This window comes from Acinetobacter sp. ANC 3832 (genome assembly GCF_002135415.1).
GTDB lineage: Bacteria > Pseudomonadota > Gammaproteobacteria > Pseudomonadales > Moraxellaceae > Acinetobacter.
Genome location: NZ_NEGJ01000007.1, coordinates 93,221 through 119,165, shown reverse-complemented (window position 1 = coordinate 119,165; position 25,945 = coordinate 93,221). Strand labels below are relative to the sequence as shown.

22 protein-coding genes are annotated in these 25,945 nt (G+C 35.8%); 17 read left to right on the top strand and 5 right to left on the bottom strand.

The window, feature by feature from the left end:
* Window positions 1-143 precede the first annotated feature (143 nt).
* The 8 genes from B9T35_RS11135 to B9T35_RS11100 all read left to right on the top strand — a co-directional run bounded on the left by B9T35_RS11135 (window position 144) and on the right by B9T35_RS11100 (window position 9,930).
* Complete coding sequence (locus B9T35_RS11135; protein WP_086191189.1) at window positions 144-1,427, top strand: DcaP family trimeric outer membrane transporter; 1,284 nt, start codon at window positions 144-146, stop codon at window positions 1,425-1,427.
* A 641-nt stretch (window positions 1,428-2,068) separates the two neighbouring features.
* Entirely contained in the window at window positions 2,069-3,310 is a 1,242-nt protein-coding gene (gltS, locus tag B9T35_RS11130) for a sodium/glutamate symporter (RefSeq protein WP_086191188.1), read from the top strand.
* A gap of 78 nt (window positions 3,311-3,388) precedes the next feature.
* On the top strand, window positions 3,389-4,864 hold the full coding sequence (locus B9T35_RS11125; protein WP_086191187.1) for an alanine/glycine:cation symporter family protein: 1,476 nt from the start codon (window positions 3,389-3,391) through the stop codon (window positions 4,862-4,864).
* Between the two features lie 238 nt (window positions 4,865-5,102).
* Window positions 5,103-6,074 (top strand): patatin-like phospholipase family protein, encoded by a 972-nt coding sequence (locus B9T35_RS11120; protein WP_086191186.1) that lies wholly within the window; start codon window positions 5,103-5,105, stop codon window positions 6,072-6,074.
* Window positions 6,075-6,367: 293 nt separating this feature from the next.
* Window positions 6,368-6,880 (top strand): acyl-CoA thioesterase, encoded by a 513-nt coding sequence (locus B9T35_RS11115; protein WP_086191185.1) that lies wholly within the window; start codon window positions 6,368-6,370, stop codon window positions 6,878-6,880.
* Between the two features lie 335 nt (window positions 6,881-7,215).
* A complete protein-coding gene (locus B9T35_RS11110) occupies window positions 7,216-7,785 on the top strand; it encodes a TetR/AcrR family transcriptional regulator (protein ID WP_086191184.1) in 570 nt (189 codons plus the stop codon).
* 7 nt (window positions 7,786-7,792) lie between these two features.
* On the top strand, window positions 7,793-9,022 hold the full coding sequence (locus tag B9T35_RS11105; protein ID WP_086191183.1) for an MFS transporter: 1,230 nt from the start codon (window positions 7,793-7,795) through the stop codon (window positions 9,020-9,022).
* Window positions 9,023-9,033: 11 nt separating this feature from the next.
* Entirely contained in the window at window positions 9,034-9,930 is an 897-nt protein-coding gene (locus tag B9T35_RS11100; protein WP_086191182.1) for a LysR substrate-binding domain-containing protein, read from the top strand.
* 163 nt (window positions 9,931-10,093) lie between these two features.
* Here the strand turns inward: B9T35_RS11100 and B9T35_RS11095 are convergent, their stop codons facing one another.
* Window positions 10,094-10,897 carry an amidohydrolase family protein gene (locus B9T35_RS11095; RefSeq protein WP_086191181.1) on the bottom strand — a complete coding sequence of 268 codons (804 nt, stop codon included), beginning with the start codon at window positions 10,895-10,897 and terminating at the stop codon, window positions 10,094-10,096.
* A 7-nt stretch (window positions 10,898-10,904) separates the two neighbouring features.
* Window positions 10,905-12,245, bottom strand: coding sequence for an SLC13 family permease (locus tag B9T35_RS11090; RefSeq protein ID WP_086191180.1), 1,341 nt, complete (start codon window positions 12,243-12,245; stop codon window positions 10,905-10,907).
* A gap of 75 nt (window positions 12,246-12,320) precedes the next feature.
* Here B9T35_RS11090 and B9T35_RS11085 point away from each other — a divergent pair, with 75 nt between their 5' ends.
* Entirely contained in the window at window positions 12,321-13,052 is a 732-nt protein-coding gene (locus tag B9T35_RS11085; RefSeq protein ID WP_086191179.1) for a GntR family transcriptional regulator, read from the top strand.
* Window positions 13,053-13,293: 241 nt separating this feature from the next.
* Window positions 13,294-13,911 (top strand): glutathione S-transferase family protein, encoded by a 618-nt coding sequence (locus B9T35_RS11080; protein ID WP_086191250.1) that lies wholly within the window; start codon window positions 13,294-13,296, stop codon window positions 13,909-13,911.
* Window positions 13,912-14,039: 128 nt separating this feature from the next.
* On the opposite strand, the gene B9T35_RS11075 is transcribed toward B9T35_RS11080, so the two are convergent.
* From B9T35_RS11075 to B9T35_RS11065, 3 genes are all read right to left on the bottom strand, one after another.
* Window positions 14,040-14,723 (bottom strand): glutathione S-transferase family protein, encoded by a 684-nt coding sequence (locus B9T35_RS11075; protein WP_086191178.1) that lies wholly within the window; start codon window positions 14,721-14,723, stop codon window positions 14,040-14,042.
* Window positions 14,724-14,995: 272 nt separating this feature from the next.
* Window positions 14,996-16,609, bottom strand: coding sequence for a bifunctional 3-(3-hydroxy-phenyl)propionate/3-hydroxycinnamic acid hydroxylase (locus B9T35_RS11070; RefSeq protein WP_416202438.1), 1,614 nt, complete (start codon window positions 16,607-16,609; stop codon window positions 14,996-14,998).
* Between the two features lie 517 nt (window positions 16,610-17,126).
* Complete coding sequence (locus tag B9T35_RS11065) at window positions 17,127-17,369, bottom strand: hypothetical protein (RefSeq protein ID WP_086191176.1); 243 nt, start codon at window positions 17,367-17,369, stop codon at window positions 17,127-17,129.
* A 639-nt stretch (window positions 17,370-18,008) separates the two neighbouring features.
* On the opposite strand from B9T35_RS11065, the gene B9T35_RS11055 reads away from it, so the two are divergent.
* The 7 genes from B9T35_RS11055 (at window position 18,009) to pgaC (ending at window position 25,941) form a co-directional block, all read left to right on the top strand.
* The gene (locus B9T35_RS11055; RefSeq protein ID WP_086191174.1) at window positions 18,009-19,010 is read left to right on the top strand and encodes a CobW family GTP-binding protein; all 1,002 of its coding nucleotides are present in this window, start codon (window positions 18,009-18,011) and stop codon (window positions 19,008-19,010) included.
* Window positions 19,011-19,094: 84 nt separating this feature from the next.
* Window positions 19,095-19,625 carry a YaeQ family protein gene (locus tag B9T35_RS11050; RefSeq protein ID WP_086191173.1) on the top strand — a complete coding sequence of 177 codons (531 nt, stop codon included), beginning with the start codon at window positions 19,095-19,097 and terminating at the stop codon, window positions 19,623-19,625.
* Between the two features lie 98 nt (window positions 19,626-19,723).
* Window positions 19,724-20,347 carry an MgtC/SapB family protein gene (locus B9T35_RS11045; RefSeq protein WP_086191172.1) on the top strand — a complete coding sequence of 208 codons (624 nt, stop codon included), beginning with the start codon at window positions 19,724-19,726 and terminating at the stop codon, window positions 20,345-20,347.
* Between the two features lie 45 nt (window positions 20,348-20,392).
* Window positions 20,393-21,838: a DUF2252 domain-containing protein gene (locus tag B9T35_RS11040; protein ID WP_086191171.1), complete on the top strand. Its 1,446-nt coding sequence runs from the start codon at window positions 20,393-20,395 to the stop codon at window positions 21,836-21,838.
* A gap of 1 nt (window position 21,839) precedes the next feature.
* Window positions 21,840-22,178: an FKBP-type peptidyl-prolyl cis-trans isomerase gene (locus tag B9T35_RS11035; RefSeq protein ID WP_086191170.1), complete on the top strand. Its 339-nt coding sequence runs from the start codon at window positions 21,840-21,842 to the stop codon at window positions 22,176-22,178.
* 487 nt (window positions 22,179-22,665) lie between these two features.
* Complete coding sequence (gene pgaB, locus B9T35_RS11030) at window positions 22,666-24,660, top strand: poly-beta-1,6-N-acetyl-D-glucosamine N-deacetylase PgaB (protein ID WP_086191169.1); 1,995 nt, start codon at window positions 22,666-22,668, stop codon at window positions 24,658-24,660.
* A 15-nt stretch (window positions 24,661-24,675) separates the two neighbouring features.
* The gene (gene pgaC, locus B9T35_RS11025) at window positions 24,676-25,941 is read left to right on the top strand and encodes a poly-beta-1,6-N-acetyl-D-glucosamine synthase (protein ID WP_086191168.1); all 1,266 of its coding nucleotides are present in this window, start codon (window positions 24,676-24,678) and stop codon (window positions 25,939-25,941) included.
* Window positions 25,942-25,945: the final 4 nt, after the last annotated feature.

The following is a 25,945-nucleotide window of genomic DNA, read 5'->3' as shown; positions in this document are numbered from 1 at the left end:
TGTTTATTACAAGCAAAAAGTGCGTTGTTTTTAGAGTTGATCATATTACTCAGGAACAGAGTGATTGATTTTTTAGCAGTTTTTAGGGGTTGAAAAGTCAGGCATGCACGGATGCGTTTTATTATAAAATCTAGGAGTGTTAAATGAGTCAGTTCCTTACTCGTAAGTCTTTTCTTCAACAGGGTTTAGCAATCACTGTTACAGCATTAATGATGACTTCTGCAAATGCAGCAGCAACTGATAAACAAGAAATTCAACAACTTCGTGATGAAGTTCAAGCATTAAAAGCGCTCATTCAACAACAGCAACAAGTTCAACAACAGCAACAAGTTCAAATTCGTGAAGTACAAGCTCAACCTGCACAGGTATCAGCACCATCTTCACCTTTAGCAAGTTTGAAATCTAAGAATGGTGCAAATATCAATTTATATGGTTTCGTCCGTGGTGACGCTAACTATATTATTGAAGGTGCTGATGATGATTTTAACAAAGTCAGCTCAAGCCTTGGTGAAGCTCAAGATAAACTTCGTGCGACAGCAAAAACAACGCGTATTGGTCTAGATTTTGATACACCAGTAGGCGATGCTAAAGTTGGTGGTAAAGTTGAGGTTGATTTTGCTGGAAATGGTGTAAATGAAAACTTACGTATTCGTCATGCTTATTTAACTTATAACAATTGGTTATTTGGTCAAACAACATCAAACTTCCTTTCTAGTCATGCACCTGAAATGATTGATTTTGCGACCAATGCTGGTGGTGGTACAACCCGTATTCCACAGGTTCGTTATAGTTACAATTTAGCACCAACAACCAAAATTTTGGTTGCTGCTGAAGAAGGTAATAGTACTGCTGCAGGTACTGGTGCGAATTCTGTTGTTAAATATAGCTTACCTGTATTAACTGCTAAAGTGGTTCAGGGTTATGCGGAAGGTAAAGGTAATGCTTCTGCACGAGTCATGGTTGAAAACTACAAGTCAGATGCTGTACGTGATAATAATACTGGTTGGGGTATTGCTGCAGGTACAGATTTTAAAGTTTCAGATCCACTAAAAGTATTTGCTGATGCTTCTTATGTAGTGGGCAATAGCAATTATTTATATGGTAGTAATGCAGCATATTCTATTGTTAATGGTAGCATTGAGCAGAATGAATTTACTGCGGTCCAAGTGGGTGCAACTTATAAAATATTACCTAATTTACGTTCGACTCTAGCTTACGGTGCTCTTTTTGCAGATAACAGTACTGATTTTGCAAAAGCAAATCAGTCAGCGAATGAAAAAGTTCAGCAAGGTTGGTTAAATGTAATTTATTCGCCGGCTAAACCAATTGATTTAGGTGTTGAATATGTTAATGGTAAGCGTGAAACTTTTGCAGGACAATCGTATAAAGATAATCGTTTTGGCTTAATGGCTAAATATAATTTCTAATTTATTTTAGAATCATCGTTAAAAAACTGAGGCTCTATGTCTCAGTTTTTTATTTTTTAAGAGCTCTAAAGATCAATTTATGAATCAAGTATTCATAAAATAAATATAAAACAGTTTTTAATAAATCTAACTTATGGTCTATTTTGTAAAAAAGAGAAGATATTTTTTTAAAAATCTGCATAATATCTCCTCATTTTTATTTTAGGTCTTTCATACTCGTGAGAGTACGTCGAGATCTGTTTATCACACGTTTTGTTATGAACGTGTAATCCCATACCACATGAATCAGGAGCTTAAAATGAGACTACCCCTCATGCTTAAGCAGTCTTTCTATCTGAATGATAAAACACCCCTTTTATCAGCAGTAGAAATTGCTCAAATCACGCGAATTAAATTATTGAAATTTTATTTCGAGATGCTCCTGAAATCATAATCAGCATACTTTGTATTCGGTAAGTTAAAATTGTTCCGTTAGGCTTAATGGAAGATTACAATTTATTGAAATTTATTCTTCATTCCTTTTTGTTGTGCAGCTTTAATGAGTCTATGTTGATAAGCATGGCTTGAATTGAGTTTTGTTTTTATTGACAAAATAAGACTGCAGAACAAAAAAGTATCACACCAATTTGATGGATAATAAGATGGACTTTACTTTTAATGCGTTTTACACGCTTATTGCAGCAGTTATCGTTTTATTGTTGGGTCGTTTTTTAGTCAATAAAATTGATTTTTTAAGACGTTATAATATTCCTGAACCTGTTGCAGGTGGTTTGGTTGCTGCAATTCTTTCTTTAATTGTACATAACGTGTGGGGATACAGTATTTCCACAAGTAGTGAATTACAAACAAGCTTCATGCTCATATTCTTTGCATCAATCGGTTTAAGTGCAAACTTTTCTAAATTGAGAGAAGGTGGTTTGGGGTTAATTATTTTCCTTGTTTGTGTTGCATCATTTATTGTTGTACAAAACTTTGTTGGTATTAGCCTTGCAACCTTATTGGGGATTGATCCGCTTGTTGGCTTAATTGCAGGTTCAATTACCTTAACAGGTGGTCATGGTACAGCAGGTGCGTGGGGTGAGATTTTAGAAACCCAGCATGGGATTCAAGGTGCATTGGCATTGGGGATGGCCAGTGCGACATTTGGCTTGATTATCGGTGGTATTATTGGTGGTCCATTGGCGAAGCTTTTAATTAATCGCTATGAACTTGCTCAACCGCACACAGAAAAACAAGCAGAAGCACGTGATTCAAAACTTAATGCAGAAAATGATTCTTCAGAATTTGTACCTTTTGAATATCCGCATCAAGTTCGTTTAATTACAGCAGACAATGCGATTACAACTTTAGGGATGTTTGCTGCGTGTTTAGCATTTGCAGAATTTATGACAGGTTTTAGTAAAGGCACATGGTTTGAATTGCCAACCTTTGTTTGGACTTTGGCTGGCGGTGTAATTTTACGTAATGTATTAGAAAGCGTATTCAAAGTTAAGATATTTGATCGTGCGATTGATGTATTTGGTAATGCATCATTATCGTTATATCTCGCAATGGCTTTGTTATCTTTAAAATTATGGCAGTTGGCTGATTTAGCAGGACCACTTGTTGTTATTTTAGGGGCGCAAACCATTACGATGGCTTTGTATGCAGCATTCGTTACTTTCCGTGTCATGGGGAAAAACTACGATGCAGCTGTACTTTCAGCAGGACATTGTGGTTTTGGTATGGGTGCAACACCTACAGCCGTCGCAAACATGCAAGCAATTACCAATATGTATGGACCTTCGCATAAAGCATTCTTAATTGTTCCTTTATGTGGTGCATTCTTCGTCGATTTGATCAATGCAACAGTCATTCAACTTATTCTTAAATTCTTTGCTTAAATTTAATTAAAAGAGCCCCTTAGGGGGCTTTTTTGATGCGTAAAGTTTTTGGAAAAATCGTGTTAGCGGGTATCAACTATGAACGAGCCACTGAATAATACACTCATGCAATGGGTGAAATTTTTTAATGATCCACTATGGGATTTTTTGGTTGTTTTATTAATTGCAGTGGGCGTGTTTTACACCATTGCGACGGGTGCAGTACAAATTAGATTGTTTTTGCAAAGTATTCGTGTGATGAAGAGTAGCCGTAAAGAAGGCGAAGATCAGCATGGAATAACACCTTTTCAAGCTTTTGTTACGGGTCTAGCCAGTCGTGTTGGTGTAGGTAATGTTGCAGGGGTTGCTATCGCCATTGCTATTGGTGGTCCTGGTGCTGTTTTTTGGATGTGGATGACAGCATTCTTAGGAATGAGTTCTGCTTTCGTTGAATCATCATTGGCACAACTTTTTAAAGTGCGTGATACGCAGAATCAACAATTCCGCGGTGGTCCAGCCTATTATATTCAAAAAGGTTTAAAGCAAAAATGGCTGGCTGTTGCATTTTCATTGGCACTTATTTTAGCCTATGGTTTTGTTTTTAATGCAGTGCAGGCAAATTCAATTGTTGCAGCAACTTCGCATGCATGGGGATGGAATAACGCTGATCTTGCATTACAGATTGGTGGTTTTACTTTAAATGTTTCATGGGTGGGAATAGCTTTGGTTATTTTAACCTCCATGATTATTTTTGGTGGAATTAAACGAATTGCTAAAGTAGCGGAAAGCTTTGTGCCATTTATGGCCGTTCTTTATTTATTGGTTGCACTCTATATCGCGGTCATTAATTTACCGATGCTTCCAGATATATTTAAGTTGATTGTCACCAAAGCATTTCAGTTTGATGCGGCAGCAGGTGGTTTCTTCGGTAGCATGATTTCGATGGCAATGATGCAAGGAATCAAGCGCGGACTATTTTCAAATGAAGCAGGGATGGGTTCTGCACCGAATGCAGCAGCAGCCTCAGATGTTAAACATCCAGTTAACCAAGGCTTGGTACAAATGCTGGGCGTATTTGTCGATACCTTTGTGGTGTGCTCATGTACAGCCATTATTATTTTGACCTCAGGTGTATATCAAAATAGTGGATTGGAAGGAGTACAATTGACGCAAATGGCATTGAGTAGTCAAATTGGCAGTTGGGGAGATGACTTTTTAGCCATTATTTTATTCTTATTCGCTTTTTCTTCAATCATTGGCAACTATGCTTATGCTGAAGGCAACGTTCAATTTATGAATAATAATACTCGCTTGATGTTTGTATTTCGTGTCTTGGTTTTAGTGATGGTGTACTTTGGTTCCATTACTTCGGTACCTTTAATTTGGGCAATGGCAGATTTATCTATGGGGTTGATGGCGACCATTAATCTCTTTGCAATTTTACTTTTAACACCATTTTTATTGATGTTGTTAAAAGATTACACATCACAATTGAAACGCGGAATTAAAGATCCTAAGTTTAAGTTGGATCAACATCCTAAATATCAGAAAAAAGTTGATTCTGATATTTGGTAAATAAAGAAATTTTAAGCCTCATCTATTCAATGTAATCGATGAGGCTTTTTTATGGGATTAATAATCCTATATAAATGTAAATAATTTCTTTATTTTTGCTTAGAAGAGAAATAAAAAGGCTTGAGCTAAGCTGTCCAATATAAAAACAATTAATGACAGTATTAAGTAAATACAACAGCAATTCTAAAAAAAATGTGATTTCATAGCCCTAAATTTTGATCAGATACTTGTTACATACATGCACATTTTTAAAACTTTAATTTTAATTAGCAGTCTTGGTTTAGTGGCTTGCCAGCATAATGTAATTCAATCACCGAAAGTTGTTGCTCAGACGATTCCTGAAGCTGAGTCGAAAATTGATCAAAGTTTTTATAAATATAAACAATCCAATAAAAAACCTATTGTTGCTTTAGTCTTGGGTAGCGGTGGAGCACGCGGATATGCACATATTGGTGTGATTGAGGTTTTAGAAAAATATGGGATTCAGCCTGATTTCATTGTTGGAACGAGTGCTGGGAGTATTGTTGGTTCAATATATGCAAGTGGTAAATCAGCAGATCAACTCAAACAAATTGCCCTAGATATGAAAGTAGGAGATGTACGCGAGTTCAAAATTGGTTTAAAAGGCTTTTTTGATGGAAAAAAAGTTGAAGATTATGTCAATCAACAAGTCGGTACAATTGCTTTAGACAAAATGAAAATACCAATGTATGTGGTCGCAACAGAATTAAAACATGGTAAAAAAGTGGTGTTTAATTATGGTAATACAGGACAAGCTGTTCGCGCTTCAGTCTCTATTCCCAGTATGTTTATTCCAACCACCATTGCAGGAAAAGAATATGTCGATGGTGGTTTAGTTAGTCCTGTGCCTGTTGATGTTGCCCGTGAGTTAGGTGCAGATGTAGTTATTGCTGTTGATATTTTAGCGCAACCGATTTATACCGAAACGACCAACGTTTGGGGCTTATTTAACCAGAATATTAATATCATGCAAAATAGATTAGCAGCAGAAGAACTTAAAAATGCAGATATTGTAATACAACCTGATTTACGTGAAAAAGCTCATATTTTTGATGTGCAAGGTCGGCAAGATACCATTCAAGCGGGTGTAGATGCTGCAATGGAACGGATTAAGGATCTTGAAACTGTATTAAAAATGAAGCGTAGCCAAAATGAGAGCCTCATTATTCCATTAAATGCAAAAAGTTAAGATTTTTACGATCTTTTGTTTGTTTTATCATGAAATGAGTCTGAATCATGTATATAAATAGGTTTATAGCGTCATTCTCTATTCAAAGTAATTTCTACTAAAGCGTGTTCAGCGAATGTAACGTCTATAGGCTGATCTATGTAAATTCAATGTGTTATATAATTTAGAATATAGTAATGAAATCAATCATAAATTGTCAGAATGATCAATTGCCGAATTAAGCATGTTTTTTATTCCAAAAGATATATAATAATAGTGTTACATCTCCTGTCTTAAACCGAGTCTAAAAAACAATGTCTCCATTAGATCAAGTGATCCCAGCCATAGACGATCAGTCTGAATTAACCATGTCCGTTTTAATGACACCAGACATGGCAAACTTTTCGGGAAACGTGCATGGGGGAACCATTCTAAAGCTACTTGATCAAGTCGCATATGCGTGTGCAAGTCGTTATTCGGGTAGTTATGTTGTGACTTTATCTGTTGATAAAGTCAATTTTAAAGAGCCTATTCATGTTGGTGAAATGGTGACTTTCTTAGCAAGTGTGAACCATGTAGGTCGTACTTCAATGGAAATTGGGATTCGTGTAGAAGCTCAAAATATTCAAAAACGAACGGTACGTCACACCAATAGTTGCTATTTTACTATGGTGGCTGTAGATGAAAATGGTAAGCCAAAACAAATTCCTGCACTGCAATTAGACAATGATTGGAAACGTTGCCGTTTTGAAGCAGCAGAGCATCGTAAGGTTGCTCGTTTACAAGAAAACCATCATCCATCTTGCAGTATTTATAAAAAATCTTAATTTTAGTGCTTCAAAAAGACCTCACCATGAGGTCTTTTTTATATCTTGGATGTGCATTTGATACTTAAGATTGATTGAATATTAGATTAAATAAAGTTCTTGGCTGTTTCTATTCTTGATTCACAATATAGCGTAGCAGTTTTCTTTTTTTCATCTTTAAAAAATTAAAAGATTTTATGTAAGAAGTTTGCTTCGTACTTTATCCAGTATATCGAGCCTATAGAATCATTCTTATTTTGAATAAATGTCGAAACAAAATTTATGCTTTAAAAGCATGGTATCTCTTTTCGATATGATTATAATAAAACGAAACGTTTCGTATCGTTATTATCATTATGATTGAATCTGAAAAATCCTCACGACGTAAGCAATGCATTTTGGATGCCGTAATTGCGGCACTTGAAGAACATGAATATACCGATTTAACCATTGAGGATATTGCAATACATGCGAGCGTTGGAAAATCTACAATTTATCGATGGTGGAAGCATAAATCAGATTTGGTTTTTGATGCCTTTAAAGAGCAAACTGCCTCAGTATTTGAACTGGATTATAACGCTTCATTAGAAGAAAATTTACAGCAACAATTACTCAAATTATCCAAGGCTTTGCACCATAAAATAGGGCGTGCTTTATTGGTGGTGATCGCTGAACATCGCGAAGCTGCTGGAGAGTTTTTTAAATTATATTTGCTTCCACGCCGTGAAGAAACTCGAAAATTAATTCAACGAGCCATTCAACAAGAGGAAATTAAAGCGGATTATCCTTTCGAGTTAATGCTCGACACTTTGTATGGTCCGATTCATTACCAAATTATTTTCTTTAATCATGCACCGAATGCTGATTATATTCATGAATTGGTGAATTTGGTTCTTGCACCTGTACGCTTGAATAACGTTGAGTGATCAGCTCATGTCTGCTTTAAACACACCAATAACCTCTGAAAAACTCTGGAATCGTTCATTCATTCTTTGTGTATTGAATAATCTATTTTTATTTACGTATTACTTTGCTTTTTTAACCATATTGCCTATTTATATCATGAAAAATTTGGGTGGATCTGTGAAAGAAGCAGGGTTAGCCCTGACTTTATTCCTTGTCTCATCCATTATGATTCGTCCATTTTCAGGATTGATTATTCAGAAAATAGGGAAGAAAATCTCTTTTCGTGGTGCTGAGTTTTTATTCGTTATTTTTGCTTTCGCTTATTTGTTTGCAGATAGCATGTGGCTCTTGCTCGCTGTTCGATTTATGCATGGTATTTGGTTTAGTGTTTTAACCACGGTTGCAGTACCTATCGCAAATGACTTTATTCCAGAAAATCGTAAGGGTGAAGGCATGGGCTATTATGTAATGTCGACCAATCTAGCAGTAGTTTTTGGTCCTTTCATTGCACTCACGGTTATACAGCTTACAGATTTCATGACTTTATTCGCGCTATTGACTGCGGTAATTTGTGTTGGATTTATCTTCTGTTTAATGATTCCCATCCACGACGATCATGTGAAGAGAATAGAGCCTTTAGAAGATCAACACACAAACTCTCAGCAAAAGACCAAGTTAACGTTATCTTGGCATGATGTGATTGAATTACGTGCTGTACCGATTGGTTTGGTGGCGTTGGTTACAGCATTGGCATACTCCAGTATTATGAGTTTTATTGCTGCTTATGCTGAAACGCAACATCTTATTGCTTATGTCAGCTTATTTTTTATTATCTTTGCTGTGTCGATGATACTTGTACGACCTTGGGTTGGAAAAATTTATGATCGTAATGGCCCTAGTGCCGTTATTTATCCATCCTTTATTTGTTTTGCACTGGGTTTGATCATCATTAGTTTTGCCACAAATCAATGGATTTTGTGGTTATCTGCAATTTTTATTGGTATTGGCTATGGTTCTTTATTTCCATGCTTCCAAACAGTTGCAATTCAGTCTTCACCTAAAGAAAGAATGGGATATGCCATTTCAACATTTTTTACTTTATTTGATTTAGGTATGGCAATCGGTTCTGTGGGGATGGGGCTACTCATCGCACAATTTGGATACCAAACCACTTATTTATTTTGTGCTGTTGTCGTGATTTTGACCTTGTTTTTATATAGGGCGACAGTGACCCGTACACCTACATTAATGAAATAGAGGACAGTTTCGTGGAATTACGACATTTAAGATACTTTGTAGCGGTTGCTGAGGAATTAAACTTTACCAAAGCAGCACAACGGATGTGTACGGTTCAACCCTCATTGAGCCAACAAATTAAAGATTTAGAGCATGAAGTCGGTGTGCAATTATTGACTCGTACCAATCGTAAAGTTGAATTAACAGAAGAGGGTAAAGTCTTTCTAAAGGAAGCATTGCTGTGTTTAGAGCATGCAGAAAAAGCCATTCTTGATGCACGACAAGTTGCCAATATTAATAAAGATCAGCTCAGTATTGGTTTTGTACCAGTTGCTGAAATGAAAATTTTCCCCTATATCATGCCCAATATTCGTGCGCATTTTCCTGATATTAAAATTCATTTTCATAGCTTGCCCGATGCTGCACAATTCAAAGCTTTAAAGAAAGGCGATATTGATATTGCCTTTACTCGTTATCCGAATGAATCGGGTGATTTTAATTATGTGCAAATTTTTCAAGAACCATTGGCACTGATTATTCCTAAAAACTCTCCAATGGCAGAGCAACGACATATCAGTATTAAAAGCTTTAATCAGCAAGATTTTGTGATTAGTGATGAAGATGCTTCACCACAACTGTATAAAATTATTCAAGATTTCTTTAAACAATCAAAGTTAAATGTAAATGTAGTTCAGCACTCAACGAATATCCTACTCAACGTCAATTTGGTCGGAATGGGCGTTGGTTGGAGTTTAGTTCCAGCCTACGTTCTTCCATTGTTGGGGGATAAAATTATTGTGAAAAATACGATTGAACCTTTACCGATGATTGGCTTATATGCAAGTTACCGTAAAGATCAACAAAATGACGCGATTGAATTGATTTTAAGAATTTTAAAGGAACAGTTCTATATGGATTTTTTTGCGTAAATGATGAGTTTTATGTTCCATTAGGATCACTTTTGCATAAAAAAGGAGTCTGATAAAAATCAGGCTCCTTTTTTTGATCTTTTGCATCTATGTGAATAAACTTATTGATCTTAAAACAGAAATTTAAAAGCGTCACACAAGATCTTTATTTGATTGAACATACTTAGAACTTAAATAATCTTGAGGCATTTTCACCTAAAATCATTTTTTGCTCTTCAATATCTGGAACGATTTTTCTAAAGGTATCTAACACCAATTGATAAGACATTTTAGCTTCATGCTGAGTATGTGGCCAATCACTGCCCCAAACCATTCTATGAATAAAGCCTTTGTTTTTTAATAAATTAAATGCTTGCTGTGCGATATCAATATTGACAGGTAAGGCACCCAAACGATAAAAACCAGAGACTTTAATCCAATGTTTTTCGACATTTAATAAATCTAAAAATGTTTGATAATCAGGGTCATCAATTCCTTTAATCGGATCAATTCGACCAAAATGATCAATCACAATATCTAGGTGATATTGGTTTAAAAGCGGAAGAACTATCACCAGATAAGCAGGAGGAGCATGCAGTTCAAGTTGCCATTCCAAAGTTTCTAAATGGGTTAAAAAAGTGTTCCATTCAGGCGTATTAAGCACAGGTACAGTCAGACCAAAAAGGTTTAAACGAATCCCTACAATTCCTTGAGCTTTTAAGGCTTTAAGCTCATCTAAACTGGCTGTATGTTCAACTACAGCAATGCCTTTTAAACGTTTAGGATATTGCTGAATTGCATCTAACATCACATGGTTATCTGTACCGAAAAAACTAGGCTGAACAAGTACACCATGCGTAAACCCAAGTTCATCTAAGCGAGAAATATAGTCTTGAGCTGTTGCGTTATAGTTTGGCGTATAACGTGCTGTTTGAAGACATTGATCATGCTTGGAAAAGACATGGGCGTGCGTATCTATACAAGTCATCTGGGGCTCACATTACAAATTTAAGAATGAGTACTGCAACAATGGCAGCCACGACTCCGATTGGAATCGCTTTGAATAACAATTGATTAAAGAGTTCATTTTTATCCATATCACTTGGTGCAGAGCCCATGATCAAACTACCCCCTGAAGAGAATGGTGAGATTGAAGACGATTGAGCGCCAACGACAATACAGATGAACAGAATCAGCGGATTGATCCCTGAGGCAAGTGCAATTGCAGGAACAATGGGGAACAGGGTTGGCGTAACCACACCTAAAGTGCTTGAAAAAATGGACATTACAGCGCTAATCAGGCAAAGCAGAATTGGAATCATCCAAATTGGAACATTGTGTGCTAACCACTCAGATAGTGTGGTGATAATGCCGAGTTTTACGCCTAAAGCGATTAACATGCCTACGCCACAAATCATGATTAATGTGCCCCATGGAACGAGGGCGATCACTTTTTTCTCATCAGCAAGTTTCATCAATAAACTGATCAGAGAGAAAATAATGGCAATAAAGGCAATATCAATTTTTGAATTGAGGAAATGAATGGTTGAATTGTCTGGAACCAATAAATTTAAAATAGGGAAAATAAGTACAATTGCCATCATTAAGACAATCAGGAATAATGATTTTTTTTGTTTTGAATCAAAAGCCTCAGGTTTTATGTCTTCAATTTGGATGGAGTTACTCTTTCTATTCCATAAGGTATATAGACCTAAAACGACAATTGGAATAATCAGTGTCGTAATAAAAATACCTGTTGCATAGGTAAAGCCTGTTTGAGCATTAATTCCTGCATTTTCCATCAAACTTCTAAAAATGATCCCACTTTGTGAGGTCATGAAATTTGCACCTGCCAATGCACCATAATTGACAGCCATTCCGCCAATAATCATGCTCATATTGGTTTTGCGACACAGCAATAAAGTAATCGGTGCCATAAATGCCAGTACGGTATAGAAACCTGCACCTAAGGCTGCAATGATGGTCGAGGCGAAGAAAATCGCTAGCGGTAAGAGCTGTGGAAATTTACGACATTTATAGAGTAGATGACTTGCAAGTTTTTCTAATGCGCCATTCGCTAAAGCAAAGTTATAAAATAAGGTGACTGCAAAAATAATAAAGAAAATTTTAACGGGCCATAATTCTATAAGCTCAGAGGGTTTTAACCCCATCCCAAAGCACCCAATCAGATATGCACTGACGATTGTAAAAAAGCCAATATTGATTTTCGTGACATAGCCTAATCCTATAGACAGTGCCAACGCTAAAACGATGAGCAGGGTCATAATATTCCTCCAAGAATATTGTATGATCAAAACATATAAACATATAAACATATATATGTTTGGTTTTCTATATTACATCTTTACGTGCTAGAATTGTCAAATCTAAATTGTGTACTAGTACTGCAAATGCTTGATGATGATGCATTTAAAAATTTTAAAGTGCCACGATACGAGCAAGTTCGCTGGCAAATTCAAAAATTACTGATCAAGTCTAAATGGACGATCGAGAAGCCTATTCCTACAGAGCTGGAATTGGCAAGCATGTATAGTGTTTCAGTGGGCACTGTCAGAAAGGCGGTTGAATGCCTTGTTGAGGATGGCTTACTGATTAAACAACAAGGTAAAGGAACTTTTTTAAAGCAACCTAATTTTGACTCATCTTTAATGCGTTTTTTTAGATTACGTAATAAGCAGGGCAATGATGTTCAACCAATCGGTGATGTTAAAAAGTTGTCAGTTGTTCATGCGATCCCTGAAATTAATGCAAAACTGAATCTTTCTGAAACGGATAAGCTTATTCATATCGAACGCGTTCGAAAAAATGAAGATGTTGTTGTTTTAAGTGAAAAAATTTGGTTGCCTGAATCTTTGTTTTTAAGTTTAAAAGACGTTGCGATTAAAAACTTTGGCAATTTACTTTATCCATTTTATTATCAGCAATGTGGTCAATTTGTTTCATCAGCAGTTGAACAATTGTCTTTTGAAACCAATATTCAAGATCAATATTTACAGAATAAAATAACCGATCCGCTTGTTAAAGTATGCCGTATTGCAAAAAGTATTGAAGGTACAGCTATAGAGTATCGTGAGTCATTTGGCTTTGCTGAAAATTTTAATTATGAAATTTCAATTCATTAAACGAATGGATTGAAATTTCTATTTCTATTTTTGGGTGGTGTAATGCCATCCAAGAAGATTAGAAAATACAGCGATATTAGGTTTCTTATATAGCACTGTATTATTTCTCTTTATAGAAGAAAAAATAAAACGTTTGTGCGTTCTTATGCAAGCGGTCTATTTCACATAAAGCCAACGAGGTCATTTTAATTTCTTCTCTATAATCACATCGAAAATGATAAAAATGGCTGTTATAAAAATGATGAAGCTTTATACCAATATGCACTCACGTGGAAACACGATTATTCCTTTGCTCAAAGAACTTAATATAGAAAATCAGGTCGAATTGGTTCAGATGGCATATGACCAATTAAAAACGACAGAATATTTAAACATTAATCCAATGGGGAAAGTTCCGTGTTTGGTGGATGGTGATGCTGTGATTACAGAAACGCCTGCTATTTTTGCTTATCTTGCAGATAAATTTATTGATCAAGGCTTTGCGCCTGCATTGAATGATCCAAAGCGTGGTGAATATTTTAAATGGCTGTTCTTTTGTCATGGACCATTGACTGAATATATGGACATGAAAATGTTGAATATTCCATCAGAGCAGATTGCTGAGAAAAAACGTAGTTTGGGTTTTGGTGACGAAGAAACGGTTTTTGGATTTATCAAGCAAGGGTTGAGTCAGGCAAAACCATATTTATTGGGTGATAAAATTTCTGCTGCCGATTTATTTTTGGCGTATTGGTTAATCTTTGCGATCTCTTTTAAAATTGTGCCTTATTTAGATGAATTTAAGCCATTTATTCAAATGATTCAACAACGTGATGCTGTGAAAGATATTGCATGGATTCAAGCTGTGTCAGTTTTGTGAAGTCATAAAAGCCATACAATAGTGTGGCTTCTATTTTGGGTATATGACGTTCTCATTCTAGAAAAGTATCACTTATGATTAATCGATCTTAATGTTTTAGTAATTTTAACTTTTATTAATCAAGTAGTTTACTTCACTCGGTCAATCCAATTCGCAATACTTGAATGACTCAGAATTTCTGCACTAAACTTATCATTGGTACGAATAATTTCAAGTAATTGAGAGCCAACAGCAATATCGGCAATGCTTTGTTGATGACCGACTAACCAATTATTTTGTTCCAAAACCAATGCAATTCGATTTAAATGTAATTTGAATTCTTGTTCGATCGATTCTTTATTCATACGACCTAAGCCTTGCATTTTTAATTGCATATTTAACCCAGCTTTTAAAAGCGGTTTCATGATAACTGCTTCATGAACGGGTCTGCCTTCAGAGGCAATTTTAACTGCTGCCGCAAGTGCTTTTACATCATTTATACGGAAATGAATTTCATAGAAATAGAGCAGTTCATCTGCCCAATCTTCCCATAATTCTGCATAGACTTTTTCTAAGGGATGAACGGGATAGAGCTTTGCTAAATCAGGGTATGCTTCATCTAAATAACGCGCAATACGAGTACTGTCTTGAATACGTTTGCCATTAATGTCTAAAACAGGAACTTTCCCAACTTTAGTTAAAGTGGGTACTTTTGCGCCCAATATTCCATTGTAATTAACGGTTTCAAAGTCTAGTCCCTTAAAACGTAACATGCGTGCGACTTTCTGACAAAAAGGTGATATTTCCCATTGATGTAATACGATTTTAGCCATGTACTTTCCTCATTAAATGAAAAAATAGTTTTAAATTCTATTTTTAATTCCCTATCAAATTTACTTATTTTTGAATCAATAAATCATTCTTTTGAAACCTTTAAATCTTATTATTTGATCAAAATTAGTCAAGGTTCATATGGGAGCTTTATGCTGTCAGATAAGTCTAATTTGTTTGTTTTATAAATGATGTGCAACTTTGATTGTGTTCTATTATTCTCATAAAAATAAAATAAAAACCACGCCGAAGCGTGGTTTTTATTTTGCAAAATTTATTGAGTGTGTAATTTACGGAACAATTGCTGACTCACACTATTCATTGTTTGTGGAATAGCCAATGCTGCAACAAAACGGTCAGGACGCAAAATCACCATAGATTGATCTGTTTTACCAAACCATGAACGAATTTCTGTACCCATGTCACCAATGGTAATTACACCGTCAAATTTTTGGCGCTTTTCATTGCCCAATTGAACCGCAGGGAGCACTTGAATAAATTTCACGCCTAACGATTGCCATTGCTTCATATTAGCTTCATTCAGACCCCATTTCGGATCTACACCCCAAGCAATAATCGCAAAATCATTGCCAATGACATCATCCAATAAAACCGTTTGACCATTTTCAAGTTGAACATGCGGTTGGATAAACATCTTACCGACTGGTGAGTCTTTCTGACCATCTGCAAGCAATGCGCCGTCATTATATTTAGGCATTGGTTTAAAACGCATTTCCAATAAATATTGCTTAATCGGTTTGATGTAATTCAAAGCATAAGCAATACCATCACGGACAAAACCTTGCCATTTTTTCGGTGGTGCAAGTACATGACCTGCCATTACAGAAAGATCAATCATGGCTTTAGCATGATCTTTACGTTCAATTTGATAAGAATCCAATAACTCAGGTGCCGCTTTACCTTGAACAACGAGCGCCATTTTCCATGCAAGATTAAAGGCATCACGCATACCGCTGTTATAGCCCTGACCTTGCCATACTGGCATGATGTGCGCTGCATCACCTGCAAGTAAAATACGGTCTACGCGGAATTTGTCAGCAATACGCGCATTGTGGGTATAAACACGCTGACGAATCACTTCAATTCCATCGGTATTGGGTAAAACTTTTGCCAATAGTTTGTTAATGTTTTCAGGTTTACTTAATTCTTCCTGAGTTTCACCTGGCATCACCATAAATTCAAAACGACGAATACCATGTGGAAGGGCAGCCGAAACGTATGGACGAACAGGGTCACAGCATAAATAAATATGTGGTGTTGCTAATGGATCATTTTCAAGATCAATCACGATCCATTGATTTGGCGCAGTTTCACCATCAAAGGCAATATTTAAATTACGACGGATAACAGAGTTACCACCATCGCAGGCAATTAAATATTGTGCATGAATCACTTCTTCTTGTTTTTGGTTTTTGGCTTGGATTTTCAGCGTAACGCCATTGGTATCTTGCGTGAATTCATTTAACTGACGTGAGAATAAAATCTGTGTTTGATCGTATGCCTTCAAACCTTGGAGTAGTACATTGTCGACTTGTGGCTGAATAAAAGCATTACGACGTGAAAAACCAAATTCACGGGTTAATGGTTGAATATCTGCAAAACAACGACCTTTAGGCGTAAGGAATCGCATTGCATGGTTGGGTGTTGTATGTGGAAGTACTTTGTCGACTAAACCGAGTGATTGAATGGTACGTAATGATTCATCATCAATTCCAATTGCACGTGGGTAATCAATCAAACTATCCAGTTGTTCAATAATGGTGACTTTGACACCTTGTTTACTTAAATAGTTTGCAATGGTTAGACCCACAGGGCCAGCACCTAAAATAGCCACATCTGTCGTAACATCAAGCTTATTTGAATTCACAGCGATATCCATTCAACCATACAATATGGATATATTTATGACTGAAAAAAGCATCTAATCCAAGCTATGCGATAGTTGATAACTCGTATGTTTTTTTAAATCAAAAATATAGTTTTTTGGGTTAATATAATGATTTTATTTAATAAATTAATTAATCATATATATACTAAGGTGACTTAATCATTGTTTTTAACTATCACTCTTAAACCAATGAGCATTTGGATGCAGTTTTTTTTAGATGATTAAGATCTTAGATGGTTTACAGTGATTGTTTTTAGATATAAGTATTAAATTTTTTGTAATAAAAGGCTATAAATTTTAACTCATATGATTTAGCTCTAAACTATAAAGAAGACTAAATTATAAAAAAGCTAAACCATAAAAAAGACCAAGTCGTAGCATGACTTGGTCTTTTTGAGTTTGTACTTTACTTGATTCAGCTTAAATTACAGTCTCTTAATCGACACCTATGTTTAGTGCTTAAATTCAAATCCTCTAAAGTCTTTGAATCATGATTTTATTGATTCGGTTGAGTTGTTACAGGGCTGCTTGATGAACCTTCTGCAGCACTTTCAGTGGTTGGTTGACCAGCTTGTGGTTGAGCTGCGGCAGAATTATCTGTTGCTGCATCACCTGGTTGTTCTTGAGTTGAAACAACCACTTTTTCAGCTTCATCAGCTGGTTGTTGTGTTGCAGCGAAAGTAGCAGTTGCAGCAGTAAGAGCAAAAGTTGTTGCTAAAAGCGTGTTGAAAAGTTTCATGTGTGGCATCCTTCTTTCATTTAATAAATTAACCGCTTGTTCATTTCAGTATCTAAGTGAATTTGAAAATCACTCAATCACAAGGGACGAAAATCATCCTACGGGCAGAAGGTATATTCGGCAACCTTATCAACAAAGCGAAACAGTACGCTTTACGTTAAAAAGACAAACAAGCACTAAATGTAATAATTCTGTTAAGAAAGGACATCAATTTGCTAGATAAAATGTATGTAATTATGTCGATGTAACCGAAAAATGAACAAGATACTTACCAAGCAATTACAAAAAGTCGCAGTCTTCTCCATCTTTGTAATTTAAATTTCCGATGATTATTTTATAAAATATTAAAAAAACAGATCAAAAGGGCTATTTTTATAGGGTCAGCAAATTTTTAATCAAGATTGAGGAGAAGATAGTGTGCGTATAACAGTGTTATAATATATCAATATAAATTCATACAGCATGCTTAAATCATCTCTCAATTGACTTTGAAAATCATCATTGCTGATGAAAATAGGTATTTTGCATAACGTCATAGCCTTTACATTTCTCTCCTTTAAAGATAAATCAAAGGTTTTATGCAAGGAATTTAATGATCTTGAGTTTGGTTTGAACTTATTTTGAATAGAGTGAATTGATTTGAAAATTCTAAATCAGAAAGCAGTGAAAACACATATTATTTCAGGTTTTCTAGGTGCAGGAAAAACCACGTTATTGCAGCATTTATTATCCCAAAAGCCTGAAGGTGAAACTTGGGCTGTATTAATGAATGAGTTTGGTCAGATTGGTGTAGATCAGCAATTATTGCCACAGCAAGAAGGTTATGAAGTTAAAGAATTGTTGGGTGGATGTTTATGTTGTACCAGTCAACTCCCTATGCAAATTGCTTTATCACGGCTTATTAATGAAACTAAACCTGATCGTTTATTTATAGAACCGACAGGGCTTGGGCATCCTGCACAATTATTAGAACAATTGACTGAACCCCATTGGCAGAGTTTGATTGAGATGTGTGCATTGATCACGGTTGTGGATGGTTCACGATTACATGATGGCGAGTGGACCAAGCAAAATCTATATCAAGATCAGTTGAAAGCAGCACAAATCGTCGTGATTTCACATGCTGATGCCATGCAAGATGTAGATGAAACAGCACTGATTAAGTTAAAGGATGAATATTTAGCTTATATACCCACATGGATTAAAACAGAGCGGTGCAATATTCAATTTGAACACGTCGATTTACCTTATATTGGAATTCAACGCAAAGTTCAGCCTTTGATCCAAATTCAAAAGCAATTCTCTGTCAATGAACCTTTACCTGTAATTAAGCAGTTGCCTTATCACTATGTTGAAACGGCTCAAGGTTTTACGGTAGCCGGTTGGAAATTTTCAAAGCGTTGGCAGTTCAATTTTTATGATTTATTAGATCTGTTATGTGAGCAAAAAGATTGGTTGCGTATAAAAGGTATATTCAATACAGATCAAGGTTGGATGACGTTTAATTTCAACCCTGAGCAATTAAACTATAAATCTGGCGAAGAAAATATTGATAATCGCATTGAAATTATTAGCCAACATGTTCGTGATTGGGAAAGTTTTGAAGCTGAATTGCTGAAATGTCGAATTGAAGCAGGCTAAACTATTGTTGAATAAGTTCAGAAATCATCAGCAAAATCTTATAGACTGAGCGCCATATTTGGGTATTACAGATTTGGATTCAACATGGCGTTAAAAGCAACAATTTATAAAGCAGATTTGAATATTGCCAATATGGATGTCCATCAATATGGTGATTATCAATTTACCATGGCGCAACATCCATCTGAAACCATTGAACGTTTAATGGTTCGTGTTTTGGCCTATGCTCGTTTTGCTAATGAGCATTTAGAATTTACCAAAGACTTATTTGAAACTGATGAACCCGCGTTGTGGGAAAAAGATTTAACAGGTCAATTGGTTAAATGGATTGAAGTCGGTTTGCCTGATGAAGATAAAGTCAAAAAAGCTGCTGCACGTTGCAAAGAAGTGGCTGTTATTACTTATGGTTCAGCCGTTGCAGAATGGTATAAACGCAGTTCAAAACTTAAAACCTTGAAAAATGTCCAAGTTTGGCAATTGTCTGAAAAAACCACGGAAGCGATTCAACAATTATGTGAGCGCACCATGCAGTTACAGTTGAATGTTATGGATGGTGAATGGACATTAATTGGCGATAAAGCTCAGGCTGAAATTGAATGGACACAGTTACAATAAGTCTTCAATAATTAAGCAAGATGCAGGCTAAATCGCTTGCATCTTTTGCCTTAATTTACGTATATCTATAAAACAACAATGACAGATGAATAAAAAAAATGAACCCAGATATTTATCATCTGCTGATGGCATTGGCAATTGGTGCCATCATTGGTACTGAGCGAGAATACCGAAGTAAATCTGCGGGTTTACGTACCATGATTATGGTCAGTTTGGCTTCTTGTTTATTCACCATTTTATCCATCAAAATTGGCGTAGACAACCCAGATCGTTTGGCTGCTAATATTTTAACGGGTCTTGGCTTTTTGGGCGCAGGTGTTATCTTTAAAGATGACAATCGAATCTCTGGGATTACTACAGCAACCACTATTTGGATGGTGGCTGCATTAGGGATGGCAGCAGGTGCAGGTTATGAATTTTTAAGTATATTTGGAACTTTTTTGGTTTTGATTGTGCTGATTTTTTTGGTTTATATTCAAGAAAAAATAGATGAGTTTCATCAAGCACGAAGCTATCGAATATCATGTGAATATCAACAAGAAACTTTAGATAAATACGAAGATATTTTTAAACAACATGCGATGAAAATTATACGTGGTGTACAAAATAAAACAGAAAAACAAATCACAGGGCGTTGGGTTTTAATCGGATCGGCGCAGAATCATAAAAAGCTGACGCAATATCTGCTCTGTGATGCAGATATTAAAGATTTGAGTTTTTAAAATTGAATTGAAATAACGTTTATTAAAAGAAAAGTGGAGAGCAAAATGCACAATGTTTATGAACGTGTCATGCAATATAATCAGAATAGAGATCCACAATTTGTACAAACCAAATATAAGCTCATGGCAAGTGGTGCATTTCGCTTTTTTCGAGGAACATGCCATCTTTTTTATGAAGATTTAGCAAAAAATCAAACATGGAAAGATGCAACAAAAACATGGGTATGTGGTGATTTACATATCGAAAATTTTGGTTCTTATCGTAGTCATCATGGGGTGGTTTATTTTGATTTAAATGATTTTGATGAAGCTGTATTGGCGCATCCAACTTGGGAGCTGTCTCGCTTTTTATGTAGTATTTACTTGGCGGGTAAAGAGTTGAATATCTTAGAAGATCAGCTTAAAACCATTACTGAAACCTTGTGTGATGAATATCTTCAAGCCTTACAAAATGGCAAGGCATATTCCATAGAAAAAGAAACGGTTAAAGGAATCTTAAAAAAATATATTAAAATCGTGGCTGAACGTGATGATCTGACTTTTTTAAATACACATTCAAAATTACTCAGCGCAAATAAGCGTATTTTAACGATTGATCATAAAAAATACTTTCCAATTCAAGATGAAAAATTAAAAGCAGATTTATTACAGAGCTTCGCACAGTATTTGAATGCCAATAGTAAAAAAGAAAATGAATATCAAATTCAAGATGTCGCGATTCGTGTTGCAGGAACAGGTAGTATAGGACTGAAACGCTATGTGTTTTTGGTCTATCAAGCTGAAGAAAAAAGTTTTTATTTAATTGATGTTAAACAAGCTCAAGTATCATCCTTAACACTAACGCCGTATTTAAAAATTGAACAACCACGTTGGAAAAATCAAGCTGAAAGAGTGATTACGGTTCAGTCTTTTATGGAATATATGCCACCTGCATGGTTATCGCAGTTTAGTTTTAAAAAAGACAATTTTATTGTGAAAGCCTTACAGTCTGAGCAAGATAAAATGGACTTTAGCCTATGTGCAGGTAAACCTGATAAATTTACAGATGCTTGTCATTATATGGCACGTTTAATGGCTTATGCACAACTCCGATCCGCAGGGCGACAGGGTTCAGATTCCATTGATGATCTGATTAATTTTGCCGATAAAGCGAAAAATTGGAAAGCAAAGCTACTTGAATATACGTATAATTATTATCAACAAGTGCTTCAAGATTCAGCTGAGTTTAGTCAAGCTTATCATGCGACTAAACCTGATATGGCTGTTGCAACCTCCCAAAAGCATGTAAATGCGCCAAAAGTTAAATCGAATCTGAAACAACAGAGCAAATTGAGTCTATCCAAAGTTGCTAAAAAATCACGTGCTGTGATTGAACCACAGCAAAGTGCTGTTGTTGTAAAATCAAATTCGATTGCTCAAGTAGATTCGTCGGATGTTGTAACGAAATCTGATTCAGTAGTGAAATTGAAAAAAGTCAAAAGTAAGGTATAGCATGTCAAACGAATTAGAAATTATTGATCTTAAAGTGGGTGAAGGTAAAGAAGCTGTAAAAGGCGCTTTAATCACTACACATTACACAGGTTGGTTGGAAGATGGTACCCAGTTTGACTCTTCTGTTGATCGTGGCAGTTACTTTGAAACTGTGATAGGAACAGGTCGTGTGATTAAAGGGTGGGATCAAGGGATCATGGGTATGAAAGTCGGTGGTAAACGTAAATTGATCGTACCATCACATTTGGCTTATGGTGAGCGTAAAATGGGTAAAGTGATTCCTGCAAATTCAAATTTGGTTTTTGAAATTGAATTATTTGATGTAAAAACACGTGATTAATCGGTCTGCATGATCTGCTGATCAATCTCAAAAAAAACTCTCAATTTATTGGGAGTTTTTTATATTTAAACGATGAAAGAACGACACATTTTCGTATGAAAAAATAGAAGTAAATCAATTCTAGATCTAAAAAGCAGATATTCATTCAGTAGATGAAAAGACACAAATATAATGTGGAAATTTTGAAATGAATCGCGTTAGAATTGTAAAAAGTTTAATTACAATGAAATATGATCGTTTTATCATAATTTTAAAAAAGCATCTGAATTGTGTGGATATTGTGAAGAAAATATTACACTGATGTAAGTTGTTTAAAAATAATAGAAAAATTAATTGTTTTAAGATTGTTTTCAGATTCAGTGTCTATAAACTACAGATGAAAAGAGATTGATTCTTGAAGTCATTAAAAAGGTTTTTTTAAACAAAATATTGACGTTTTGTGATGAACTTTGAAATCATAACAGACAAGATAATGAGCAGAAATTTTATGATCCCTCGTTTTTTAAATCCCGCTTTGGTTGTTGGTCTTTCTATTTTAGCCGCATCTATGAGTATGGTGGTACGTGCAGAAACTGCAAAAGCAGACCCTGCGACGCTTACGATTATTGGTTATCATGAAATTACTGATAAAAAAGATGCACTTATTCCTCAGTATGCAATTACGCCTGCGCAATTTGGGCAACAAATTACAGCACTAAAGAAAAGCGGGTTTAATTTTATTAGTGTTGATCAATTGCTTAAAGCAAATGAAGGTAAATATAAATTACCGACAAAACCTGTACTGATTACAGTAGATGATGGTTATCAATCTTTTTATAAATATGCTTATCCTGTGGTTAAAGCCAATAAAGTCCCTGTGGTTTTAGCCGTTGTTGGTTCATGGTTAGAGCCGAAAGAAAGTCAAAAAGTTCATTTTGGTGATGAAGTGATTGCACGTGATGAAATTTTATCATGGGCTGAATTGAAAGAAATGCAAGACAGTGGTTTTGTCGAGATTGGAAGCCACAGTTATAATTTGCATCGTGGAATTTTAGGGAACCCGCAGGGGAATTCTGAACCTGCTGCGACTACACGCTTATATAATACAAAAACAAAAACTTATGAAGATGATAAAAGCTACGATGCTCGAATTTATGCAGATTTAAAGAAAAATAATGATGTTTTAAAGTCACATGGTATTCGTAGCCCACGTGTGATGGTTTGGCCATATGGTCGCTATAATATGGAAACAGTTGGAATTGCGAAAAAACTGGGTATGCCAATCACCATTACATTAGATGATGGTGCGGATGATGTGAATAAACCATTGGGTCATTTAAACCGTATTCTCATTGAAAATGGCACATCCATTAATGATTTATTGGCGGATATTAAAACTCGTGAAATGGGTTTAAATGATAATAATCGTCCACAAAAAATCATGCATGTAGATTTGGACTATATTTATGATAAAGATCCAGCACAGCAAGAAAAAAATATTGGTCTTTTGTTAGACCGAATTGCGGCAATGAAGGTAAATACCGTTTATCTTCAAGCTTTCTCTGATCCTGATGCAGATGGTTCAGCGGATATGGTGTATTTCCCAAATCGCTATTTACCAATGCGTGCAGATTTATTTAATCGTGTTTCTTGGCAAATTCAATCACGTACACAAGTCACCCGTTTGTATGCTTGGATGCCTTTATTGGCATGGGATTTACCGAAAAAGAACCCAGTTTCAAAAGATATTGTTGTGACGCAGCAAGAAAAGAAATCAGACCATTTAAACATGGGCTATCACCGTTTAAGCCCTTATTCTGCTGAAGCACGTGAAGTGATTAAAGGTATTTATGCAGATTTAGGCAAATCAGCGACATTTAATGGTGTATTATTCCATGATGATACGACTTTGTCTGATTATGAAGATGCCAGCCCTCAAGCTTTAGCAGCTTATAAAAAGGCGGGTTTATCCACTAATCTTGCACATGTACGTAATAATGATGCAGAACTTCAGAAATGGACTGCGTTTAAAACCAAAACGATTGATGATTTTGCAATGCAATTGGCAGATCAACTTCGTTATTATCAGCCTTATCTCGTCACAGCTCGTAATTTATATGCACAAGTTGCATTAAATCCATATTCTGAAAATTGGTATTCTCAATCTTTAGAGCAATCGTTAAAGCGTTATGATTTTACAGCGATTATGGCAATGCCATATATGGAACAAGCGCCAGATAAAGCGAAGTTTTATGCGGATATTGTCAATCGTGTAAAAAAATATCCGAATGGTATTAAGAAAACTGTATTCGAGTTGCAGGCTTTAAATTGGAGAACCAATAAACCGGTTCCATCAACTGAAATGGCTGATACGATTAAATCCTTATATCAACAAGGTGCGATGCATATTGCATATTATCCAGATGATCCATTCCAAAATCATCCAGATCCAGTAATCATGCGTCAGGTATTTGATTTAAAAACAAATAGCCTTGTTCCTTAAAGGAAGATAACAAAGATGTCCTTACATTATTTTTGGCACTCAGCATTGGATTTTGTGTTCTTCTATCCATTGTTCATGTCTTATTTATGGATGGTTGGTGCGCTAATCTTCTATAGAAAAGAACGAAAAGAGCCGCCATATCAGCAACCAAATCCATTACAAAGTTATCCTTTGGTTGCTGTGCTCGTGCCTTGTTTTAATGAAGGGGACAATGCAGAAGAAACCATTACCCATGCTTTGGCTTTGGATTATCCAAATTTTGAAGTCATTGCAATTAATGATGGTAGTTCGGACAATACTGCGGAAGAACTGGATAAGCTTGCTGCAAAATACGAAAAGCTTCGAGTGGTGCATCTTGCACAAAACCAAGGCAAAGCCATGGCTTTACAAGCAGGTAGCTTGGTTACAGAAGCTGAATTTTTGATTGGTATTGATGGGGATGCTTTGCTTGATCCACATGCTGCATCATGGATGGTACGTCACTTTTTAGAAGATGAAACGGTTGCTGCTGTAACAGGGAACCCTCGAATTCGTACTCGTTCAACATTATTAGGTCGTATCCAAGTCGGTGAGTTTTCATCTATCGTGGGGATGATCAAACGTGCTCAACGAAGCTTTGGTCGTTTATTTACGGTTTCAGGTGTGATTACTGCTTTCCGTAAAAGTGCTGTACATGAAGTCGGGTATTGGTCGCCGAATATGTTGACGGAAGACATCGATATCACATGGAAATTACAGCGTGCAGGTTGGGATATTCGTTTTGAACCAAATGCTTTGGTGTGGATTTTGATGCCAGAAACCTTAAATGGTTTGTGGAAACAGCGTCTACGTTGGGCAATGGGTGGAGCGCAGGTTTTACTCAAAAATATTGATGTTTTATTAAAACCTAAATTGAATTTTTTATGGCCACTGATCATTGAGCTGATTCTAACGTTGATTTGGTCGTATTTAATGTTGATCATGGCTGTGATTTGGCTACTGCATTTTGTTTTACCGATTCATGGTGTAAGTCATGGCATTAGCTCACCATTTTTACCCTATGGTAGTGGAATTTTATTGGGTGCAACTTGCTTAATTCAGTTTGGTTTAAGCAAATGGATGGATAGTAGATATGAACCAGATCTGTTTAAAAACTATTATTGGATGATTTGGTATCCATTCGTATTTTGGTTAATTACAATTACGGCGAGTATTGTGGCATTCCCTAAAGTATTATTACGCGGCAGTGGCAAACGTGCTCGTTGGGTGAGTCCAGACCGCGGTGTTCGCTCGGAAGATTAGTGCT

What these genes read in the sequence shown, in the direction of transcription:
- B9T35_RS11135 (WP_086191189.1), top strand. Translation starts at nt 144, where the DNA reads ATGAGTCAGTTCCTTACTCGTAAGTCTTTTCTTCAACAGGGTTTAGCA.
- gltS (WP_086191188.1), top strand. Translation starts at nt 2,069, where the DNA reads ATGGACTTTACTTTTAATGCGTTTTACACGCTTATTGCAGCAGTTATC.
- B9T35_RS11125 (WP_086191187.1), top strand. Translation starts at nt 3,389, where the DNA reads ATGAACGAGCCACTGAATAATACACTCATGCAATGGGTGAAATTTTTT.
- B9T35_RS11120 (WP_086191186.1), top strand. Translation starts at nt 5,103, where the DNA reads ATGCACATTTTTAAAACTTTAATTTTAATTAGCAGTCTTGGTTTAGTG.
- B9T35_RS11115 (WP_086191185.1), top strand. Translation starts at nt 6,368, where the DNA reads ATGTCTCCATTAGATCAAGTGATCCCAGCCATAGACGATCAGTCTGAA.
- B9T35_RS11110 (WP_086191184.1), top strand. Translation starts at nt 7,216, where the DNA reads ATGATTGAATCTGAAAAATCCTCACGACGTAAGCAATGCATTTTGGAT.
- B9T35_RS11105 (WP_086191183.1), top strand. Translation starts at nt 7,793, where the DNA reads ATGTCTGCTTTAAACACACCAATAACCTCTGAAAAACTCTGGAATCGT.
- B9T35_RS11095 (WP_086191181.1), bottom strand. Translation starts at nt 10,897, where the DNA reads ATGACTTGTATAGATACGCACGCCCATGTCTTTTCCAAGCATGATCAA.
- B9T35_RS11090 (WP_086191180.1), bottom strand. Translation starts at nt 12,245, where the DNA reads ATGTTTATATGTTTATATGTTTTGATCATACAATATTCTTGGAGGAAT.
- B9T35_RS11085 (WP_086191179.1), top strand. Translation starts at nt 12,321, where the DNA reads ATGCTTGATGATGATGCATTTAAAAATTTTAAAGTGCCACGATACGAG.
- B9T35_RS11080 (WP_086191250.1), top strand. Translation starts at nt 13,294, where the DNA reads ATGAAGCTTTATACCAATATGCACTCACGTGGAAACACGATTATTCCT.
- B9T35_RS11075 (WP_086191178.1), bottom strand. Translation starts at nt 14,723, where the DNA reads ATGGCTAAAATCGTATTACATCAATGGGAAATATCACCTTTTTGTCAG.
- B9T35_RS11065 (WP_086191176.1), bottom strand. Translation starts at nt 17,369, where the DNA reads ATGAAACTTTTCAACACGCTTTTAGCAACAACTTTTGCTCTTACTGCT.
- B9T35_RS11050 (WP_086191173.1), top strand. Translation starts at nt 19,095, where the DNA reads ATGGCGTTAAAAGCAACAATTTATAAAGCAGATTTGAATATTGCCAAT.
- B9T35_RS11045 (WP_086191172.1), top strand. Translation starts at nt 19,724, where the DNA reads ATGAACCCAGATATTTATCATCTGCTGATGGCATTGGCAATTGGTGCC.
- B9T35_RS11040 (WP_086191171.1), top strand. Translation starts at nt 20,393, where the DNA reads ATGCACAATGTTTATGAACGTGTCATGCAATATAATCAGAATAGAGAT.
- B9T35_RS11035 (WP_086191170.1), top strand. Translation starts at nt 21,840, where the DNA reads ATGTCAAACGAATTAGAAATTATTGATCTTAAAGTGGGTGAAGGTAAA.
- pgaB (WP_086191169.1), top strand. Translation starts at nt 22,666, where the DNA reads ATGATCCCTCGTTTTTTAAATCCCGCTTTGGTTGTTGGTCTTTCTATT.
- pgaC (WP_086191168.1), top strand. Translation starts at nt 24,676, where the DNA reads ATGTCCTTACATTATTTTTGGCACTCAGCATTGGATTTTGTGTTCTTC.